This window comes from Hymenobacter agri (assembly GCF_054778495.1).
Genome location: NZ_BAAGZM010001206.1, coordinates 1 through 648 on the forward strand (window position 1 = coordinate 1; position 648 = coordinate 648).

The 648-nt window shown below is 64.5% G+C and carries 1 protein-coding gene; it reads left to right on the top strand.

All coding sequences use genetic code 11. From position 1 onward, the window contains the following. Positions 1-332: 332 nt before the first annotated feature. A partial coding sequence (locus ACYVDE_RS25345) for a hypothetical protein (RefSeq protein ID WP_460504281.1) occupies positions 333-648 on the top strand: 316 nt, incomplete at its 3' end.

A 648-nucleotide genomic window follows, 5' to 3' on the forward strand; every position in this document is an offset into this window, starting at 1 on the left:
CGGGGCTGCCGGGGCCACACGGTGCGCGGCCCAGTCGGTCATGCTCGACGAGCCGGCCAGCGGGGCCAGCAGGCCAACAATAGCGCCGGCGCGCAGCGTACGGAAAAGCGAAGTATTCATAGAAACAAATAAAGCGGACGAAGCCGGTGAAGGGCATTGAATGGGCTAGCAACGGAAGCCGGGCCGCAGCGGTTACGCTGGCCCGGTTTGCGGCCGTCTGCGCGCAGCATTGCCATTTTCCTGCCAATGTGAAATAGGTTTGCCGGATATTCACTCAAACCACACCGCCCGGCGGCTAGCATTGCCGCTCATTTCGGTGTTTTTTTTTCTCGATGACGATTTTTCGCTCCTGGCCCGCGGTGCTGCCCGCTTCTTTGCTGCTGCTGGCCTGCAGCCGCCAGCCCATGGCCAGCTCGGCCGCCCGCTTTGCCGCCACGCCGCCGGCGGTAGATGGGCAAACGGCCGACTGGGCCGATTCGCTGCGCTACGACCCCAGCAGCAAGCTGCAATACCAGGTGCTCAACGATAGCCGCATGGTGTATCTGCGCCTGAAGGTGGCCGACCAAGGCACCCAGGCCCGCGTGCTGCGGCGCGGCCTCACGGTGTGGCTCGACACCACGGGCCGCAACCAGCACCAGTTTGGCGTGC